The organism is Streptomyces sp. NPDC059582, from assembly GCF_042735715.1.
GTDB lineage: Bacteria > Actinomycetota > Actinomycetes > Streptomycetales > Streptomycetaceae > Streptomyces.
Genome location: NZ_JBHWCC010000011.1, coordinates 173,391 through 179,642, shown reverse-complemented (window position 1 = coordinate 179,642; position 6,252 = coordinate 173,391). Strand labels below are relative to the sequence as shown.

The window sequence follows — 6,252 nt, the reverse complement described above, 5'->3', positions numbered from 1 at the left end:
GCCTGGAGCACCGCATCGGCGGCATCGAGAAGCAGGACGGCACGGGCAACATCTCCTACGACCCCGCCAACCACGACTTCATGGTCCGCACCCGGCAGGCCAAGATCGACGGCATCGACGTGCCGGACATCGAGGTCGACGACCCGCACGGGGCGAGCACGCTGGTGCTGGGCTGGGGCTCGACGTACGGCCCGATCACGGCGGCGGTACGCCGGCTGCGCACGTCCGGGGAGTCGATCGCGCAGGCGCACCTGCGTCACCTCAACCCCTTCCCGCGCAACCTCGGCGCGCTGCTGGGGCGCTACGACAAGGTCGTGATCCCCGAGATGAACCTCGGCCAGCTCGCCACCCTCGTGCGGGCGAAGTACCTGGTCGACGCGCACTCGTACAACCAGGTCAACGGCATGCCGTTCAAGGCGGAACAGCTCGCCACGGCGTTCAAGGAGGCCATCGATGGCTGAGACGTCCACGGAAGGCACAGGCACGATCGAGGCACTCTCGCTCGTTCCCAAGGCCGAGGCAGCGCAGTCCATGAAGGACTTCAAGACCGATCAGGAAGTGCGCTGGTGCCCCGGCTGCGGTGACTACGCGATCCTCGCCGCCGTGCAGGGCTTCATGCCCGAACTCGGCCTCGCCAAGGAGAACATCGTCTTCGTCTCGGGCATCGGCTGCTCGTCGCGCTTCCCGTACTACATGGACACGTACGGGATGCACTCCATCCACGGCCGGGCGCCCGCGATCGCGACGGGTCTCGCCGCCAGCAGGCGCGACCTGAGCGTGTGGGTGGTGACCGGTGACGGAGACGCGCTCTCCATCGGCGGCAACCACCTGATCCACGCCCTGCGCCGCAACGTCAACCTGAAGATCCTGCTCTTCAACAACCGGATCTACGGCCTGACCAAGGGCCAGTACAGTCCGACGTCGGAGGTCGGCAAGATCACCAAGTCGACGCCGATGGGCTCCCTGGACGCCCCCTTCAACCCCGTCTCCCTGGCCCTCGGCGCGGAGGCGTCGTTCGTGGCCCGCACGATCGACTCCGACCGCAAGCACCTCACCGAGGTCCTGCGGCAGGCCGCCGCGCACCCCGGCACGGCACTGGTGGAGATCTACCAGAACTGCAACATCTTCAACGACGGCGCCTTCGAGGCACTGAAGGACAGACAGTCGGCGCAGGAGGCGCTGATCCGCCTCGAACACGGGCAGCCGATCCGCTTCGGGGCGGACGGTTCGCGCGGTGTCGTGCGGGACCAGCGGACGGGCGACCTGACGGTGGTCACGGTGACTCCGGAGAACGAGGCGCAGATCCTGGTACACGACGCCCACGCGGCCTCGCCGACCACCGCCTTCGCCCTCTCCCGGCTCGCCGACCCCGACACCCTCCACCACACCCCGATCGGCGTGCTGCGCGCGGTGGAACGGCCGGTCTACGACACCCAGCTGGCCGAACAGTTGGACACGGCGATCGAACAGCACGGCAAGGGGGACCTGGCCGCGCTGCTGGCGGGCGGCGACACCTGGACGGTCGTCGGCTGACCGGACCGGACCTGCGTGACGAGGCCCGGGCCCCTACGAGGCGGCCCGGGCCTCGTCGTAGGCGCGCCGCGCCCGCTCCACGGCGGGCATCCGCTCATGGGTCCACAGCGCCAGCGCGCGTACCTGCTCGGCGGCCTCGCGGCCCAGTTCCGTCAGGGAGTAGTCGACGCGCGGTGGGATGACCGGCTTGGCGTCCCGGTGCACCAGACCGTCCCGCTCCAGGGTCTGCAACGTCTGCGTCAGCATCTTCTCGCTGACCCGGCCGATCGTCCGGCGCAGCTCGCTGAAGCGGTAGGGGCGGTCGAGGAGCTCGATCAGGACGAGCACGCCCCAGCGGCTGGTGACGTGCTCCAGGACCAGGCGGTAGGGGCACATGTTCTCGCCGACGTCGTACTTGCCGGCCACCTGACTGCTAACTGACATGTGGGTACCTTACTTCAAAGTGGGTACTGTCGGATAGTTAGTGCCCCTCCTAGGGTGGGTGACATCGCACCCCACTAGGAGATTCAGATCATGAGCATCGTCGTCACCGGAGCCACCGGACATCTCGGCCGTCACGTCGTGGAGCAGTTGCTGGAGAAGATCCCGGCGGAGCAGATCACCGCCGTCGTGCGCGACGAGGCGAAGGGCGCCGCCTTCGCGGCCCGGGGCGTACGGCTCGCGGTCGCCGACTACAACATCCCCGAGACGTTCGACGGCCTCTTCGCGGCCGGCGACAAGGTCCTGCTGATCTCCGGCAACGAGTTCGACAAGGGCCGCGTCCAGCAGCACCAGGTCGTCATCGACGCCGCCAAGGCGGCCGGCGTCGCCCTGCTCGCCTACACCAGCGCCCCCGGCAGCCTGACGGCCGCGCTCGCCGACGACCACCGCGCCACCGAGCAGGTGCTGCTCGCCTCCGGTCTGCCCTACACGCTGCTGCGCAACGGCTGGTACCACGAGAACTACACCGAGAACCTGGCCCCGGTGCTGGAGCACTCCGCCGTCGTCCAGGCCGCCGGCGAGGGCCGGATCTCCTCCGCCTCGCGCGCCGACTACGCGGCCGCCGCCGTCGCCGTGCTGACCGGCGAGGGGCATGAGGGCAGGACGTACGAGCTGGGCGGCGACGAGGCCTGGGGCTTCGCCGAGTACGCGGCCGAGCTGAGCCGGCAGACCGGCAAGGAGATCGCCTACAACTCCGTCCCCGGCGAGGCCCTCCAGGGCATTCTGACCGGCGCCGGACTGCCCGAGATGTTCGCCGTGATCATGGTCGGCGTGGACGCGTCGATCGAGAAGGGCGAGCTGGCCGTCACCACGGGCGACCTCTCCCGCCTGGCAGGCCGCCCGACCACCCCGCTCGCCGAGGCCGTCGCCGCCGCGCTCAAGGGCTGACGCCGCCCTCGTTCGGGACCCCGGCACGCCACCCCGGCTGTCATGACCGTATGGCGATACGGACATGACAGCCGGGGGTGCTCGGCGCTACCTTCATGGGCACGCACGCGCGCGTGTGTGTGCGAACGAGAAGGAGGAACCCGTGGCCGGAGAGTCGAGGAGCGAGCGGCGGACAGGGCTGCTGAACGGCTTCGCGGCCTACGGGATGTGGGGACTCGTCCCCCTCTTCTGGCCGCTGCTGAAGCCCGCCGGAGCGGCCGAGATCCTCGCCCACCGGATGGTGTGGTCCCTCGCCTTCGTCGCCGTCGCGCTCGTCCTCGTACGCCGCTGGGCCTGGGTGGGCGAGCTGCTGCGGCAGCCGCGCAGGCTGGCACTGGTCACCGCGGCCGCCGCGGTCATCACCGTGAACTGGGGCGTCTACATCTGGGCCGTGAACAGCGGGCACGTCGTGGAGGCCTCGCTCGGGTACTTCATCAACCCTCTGGTCACCATCGCCATGGGCGTGCTGCTGCTGAAGGAGCGGCTGCGGCCCGTGCAGTGGGCGGCCGTCGGCATCGGCTTCGCCGCCGTACTGGTCCTCACCATCGGCTACGGTCGCCCGCCGTGGATCTCCCTCTGCCTCGCCTTCTCCTTCGCCACCTACGGGCTGGTGAAGAAGAAGGTCAACCTCGGCGGCGCCGTGCGCGCTCAGCCACAGCAGATAGCCGAGGGCGGGCAGGAACTGGATCGCGGTCTCGGCGGCCAGCGACTCGAGCCCTGCTCGCCTCGACCGGCATCGTCACCGCGATCCCCCTGGTCTGCTTCGGCGCGGCCGCGATACGGGTCCCCCTGTCGACGCTGGGCCTGCTCCAGTACCTGGCCCCGGTCTTCCAGTTCCTGCTCGGCGTCCTCTACTTCGGCGAGGCCATGCCGCCCGAGCGCTGGGCCGGCTTCGCCCTGGTCTGGCTGGCTCTGGCGCTGCTCACCTGGAACGCGCTGCACACCGCCCGCCGCGCCGCGCTGCTCAGGGCCGGGACGGCAGGGCGCAGGGTCGCCGCTCCCGGCTCGGCCGCGGTCCCCGGCTCCGGCACTGCCGCGGTCCCCGCTCCCTGCTCCGCCACCGACTCCGCCACCAGTGCCACCAGCGCCACCAGCGCCACCGCGGTGGACGCCTGACCGGTCCGTCCGGCCTGGCCGAGCGCTGTCCGGCGCCGTCCCCTTCGCGAACGAGGTTCACGTACGGCCGGTGCGCAGTCGGACCGGGCGACTGTCCCGGCGGTTCCGTTGCGCGCCGGCTCGGACAACGACTACAAGTGGTCGGCATGACGCAGACGACCGCACCCGCCCCGCTGCACTGGAAACTCGTCATCGACGCCGACGACCCGCACGCGCAGGCCGACTTCTGGTCCGCCGCGCTGCACTACGCGGTCGAGGACAACAGCGCACTCGTCGAACGGCTGCTGGAGGCCGGCGCCCTGCCCGGCTCGGCCACCGTGGAGTTCCACGGCCGCCCCGCCTTCCGCGACCTGATCGCCGTACGGCACCCGGACGACCCGTACGACGAGGCCAGCGGGACCGGGCTCGGGCGCCGGCTGCTGTTCCAGCGCGTGCCGGAGCCGAAGGCGGCCAAGAACCGGCTGCACCTGGATCTGCACGCGGGCCGGGACCGGCGGGCGGAGGAGGTCCAGCGCCTGCTGAAGCTGGGGGCGAGCGTGGTGCGGGAGGTGAAGGAGCCGGGCGGCGAATGGGTCGTGCTGGCGGATCCGGAGGGCAACGAGTTCTGCGTGCAGTGACGTGCGGCCCGGCTCCCCCGCCCGCCGCCCCTCCCTCCGCGGTCCGCGGTCCGCGGTCCGCTAGCGCGAGTCCGCGTTGCGGGCCGCCCGTTCCGCGAGGCGGTTCATACGGGCGCGGGCGGACTCCAGTTGACCGATGTCGTCGGCGGCGGGCCCGTCCTCCGACGTGAGGTCGGTCCACAGCCCGAGGAGATCCTGCCCCAGGCGCAGGCCCTGGACGGGGTCGCGCACCGCACGCCAGGCGGCGGCCGCGCTCTGGACGTTGCCGTACGCGGCCTCCGCGTTCCCGGCGCGGTGGCACACCCGGGCCAGGTCGAGGGAGAGGTGGAAGGCGCGGAGCGGGTCGCCCGCCAGATAGGCGATGTACGCCGTGAGTTCGAGCAGCCGGAGCACCTCGGGGTGCTCCGGGCCCAGCGACCTCGACGCCTCGGCCACGGTCCGCTCCGCCAGCGCCGCCGCCTCCTCGATCTGCCCCGACTTCACGGCGTCGCTGATCCGTGCCATCGGCTCGGCGAGGAGGGCGGGTGTGCCGCTCTCGCCGGACGCGCCCAGCGGTTCGTCCCCGAGCACGGCTTCGGCGACCGCGTCGAAGCCGCGGGCGGGAGTCGCCTTGGGGTCGGGGGCGGGCTCGGGAACGGCGTAGGGGTCGGGTTCGGGGTGGGCCTCGGGGTGCGGTTCGGACGGGACCGCGGAGGGCGGGCCGAAGGTGAACGGTGCGGGTTCAGGTGCGGGCGCGGGCGCAGGTGCGGCCGCGGGTGCGGGGCTCGGGGGGCCGTCCATGGCCGGGGGCGGGCCGAACTCGCCCGTCGGGGCGGCGGCCGTGCCATAAGGCGTGTCCGTCGCGGACTCCTGCACCGTACGGAGGCGGAAGGTGGGAGCGGGGTCGTCGAGCAGCGGCTCCGGCAGCGGTTCCGAATCCGGGAGCGGGAGCGGCTGTGGCTGCGGCTGCGGCCGTACGGCGTCCTCCGGCTGCCAGGCCGGCGGCGTGGTCACGGGTGCGGCCGGCGCGGCCGGGGGCGTGGTCGGTACGGCGTCCTGCGGTGGTGCGGTGGCGGCCGGCTCCCCCGTGAAGTGACTCGAACCGTCCAGGTCCACCCGGATCGGGACGGCGTAGCCGATGCGGTCGTCCCGGACCAGGGCGAGGACCGGCTGCCCGGTGGCGCGGGCGATGCGGTGGAGGTGCCTCAGCACGGCGTTCTGGACCTCCTCACCGGGGTCCGGGACGACCGGCACGCCGCCGATCGTCGCGCCGCCCGCACCTGGTCCGGCCGCGGGGACCCGGACGTCCAGTGGTGCCCGCGCGGGCGTCATGGGGACCGCGGAGCGCGCGGTGCGCTGGTCTTCGCGCTTCTTCTCGCGGCTGAGTCGAGACATCGCTTCCCTCACTCGGATGCGTCGGGGAGTCGGCGGCCGGCGCGGGCGGGTTCCGCGGGCACCGCAGGTTCCATGGTGCCCCTTCCCGGCGCCGGAACACCGCTCCCCCAGCGGCGGAATCCGGTCCTGCACGTACTGTCGAGTCTCTCCGCCCACTTCGGGTGCACGCGTCACCACCAGGTCACAGACTCGTCCCAGGACCCCG

General features: G+C 72.0%; 5 protein-coding genes and 2 pseudogenes. 5 read left to right on the top strand and 2 right to left on the bottom strand.

Translation table 11 applies throughout. The features are described from left to right. Positions 1-461: pseudogene (locus tag ACFV0T_RS13315) on the top strand (2-oxoglutarate ferredoxin oxidoreductase subunit alpha); the annotation flags it as partial. Next, entirely contained in the window at positions 454-1,533 is a 1,080-nt protein-coding gene (locus tag ACFV0T_RS13310; protein ID WP_385777773.1) for a 2-oxoacid:ferredoxin oxidoreductase subunit beta, read from the top strand. The pseudogene ACFV0T_RS13315 and the gene ACFV0T_RS13310, both read left to right, overlap by 8 nt. 33 nt (positions 1,534-1,566) lie before the next feature. Here ACFV0T_RS13310 and ACFV0T_RS13305 read toward each other — a convergent pair whose 3' ends face one another. Beyond that, positions 1,567-1,956 (bottom strand): winged helix-turn-helix transcriptional regulator, encoded by a 390-nt coding sequence (locus ACFV0T_RS13305; RefSeq protein WP_385777770.1) that lies wholly within the window; start codon positions 1,954-1,956, stop codon positions 1,567-1,569. Positions 1,957-2,046: 90 nt separating this feature from the next. On the opposite strand from ACFV0T_RS13305, the gene ACFV0T_RS13300 reads away from it, so the two are divergent. From ACFV0T_RS13300 to ACFV0T_RS13290, 3 genes and pseudogenes are all read left to right on the top strand, one after another. Beyond that, a complete protein-coding gene (locus ACFV0T_RS13300) occupies positions 2,047-2,901 on the top strand; it encodes an SDR family oxidoreductase (RefSeq protein WP_385777767.1) in 855 nt (284 codons plus the stop codon). A gap of 142 nt (positions 2,902-3,043) precedes the next feature. Next, a pseudogene (rarD, locus tag ACFV0T_RS13295) lies at positions 3,044-3,900 on the top strand (EamA family transporter RarD); the annotation flags it as partial. A gap of 302 nt (positions 3,901-4,202) precedes the next feature. Further along, entirely contained in the window at positions 4,203-4,673 is a 471-nt protein-coding gene (locus ACFV0T_RS13290) for a VOC family protein (RefSeq protein WP_385777764.1), read from the top strand. Between the two features lie 60 nt (positions 4,674-4,733). Here the strand turns inward: ACFV0T_RS13290 and ACFV0T_RS13285 are convergent, their stop codons facing one another. Continuing rightward, positions 4,734-6,047 carry a tetratricopeptide repeat protein gene (locus tag ACFV0T_RS13285; protein WP_385777761.1) on the bottom strand — a complete coding sequence of 438 codons (1,314 nt, stop codon included), beginning with the start codon at positions 6,045-6,047 and terminating at the stop codon, positions 4,734-4,736. Between the last annotated feature and the right edge of the window lie 205 nt (positions 6,048-6,252).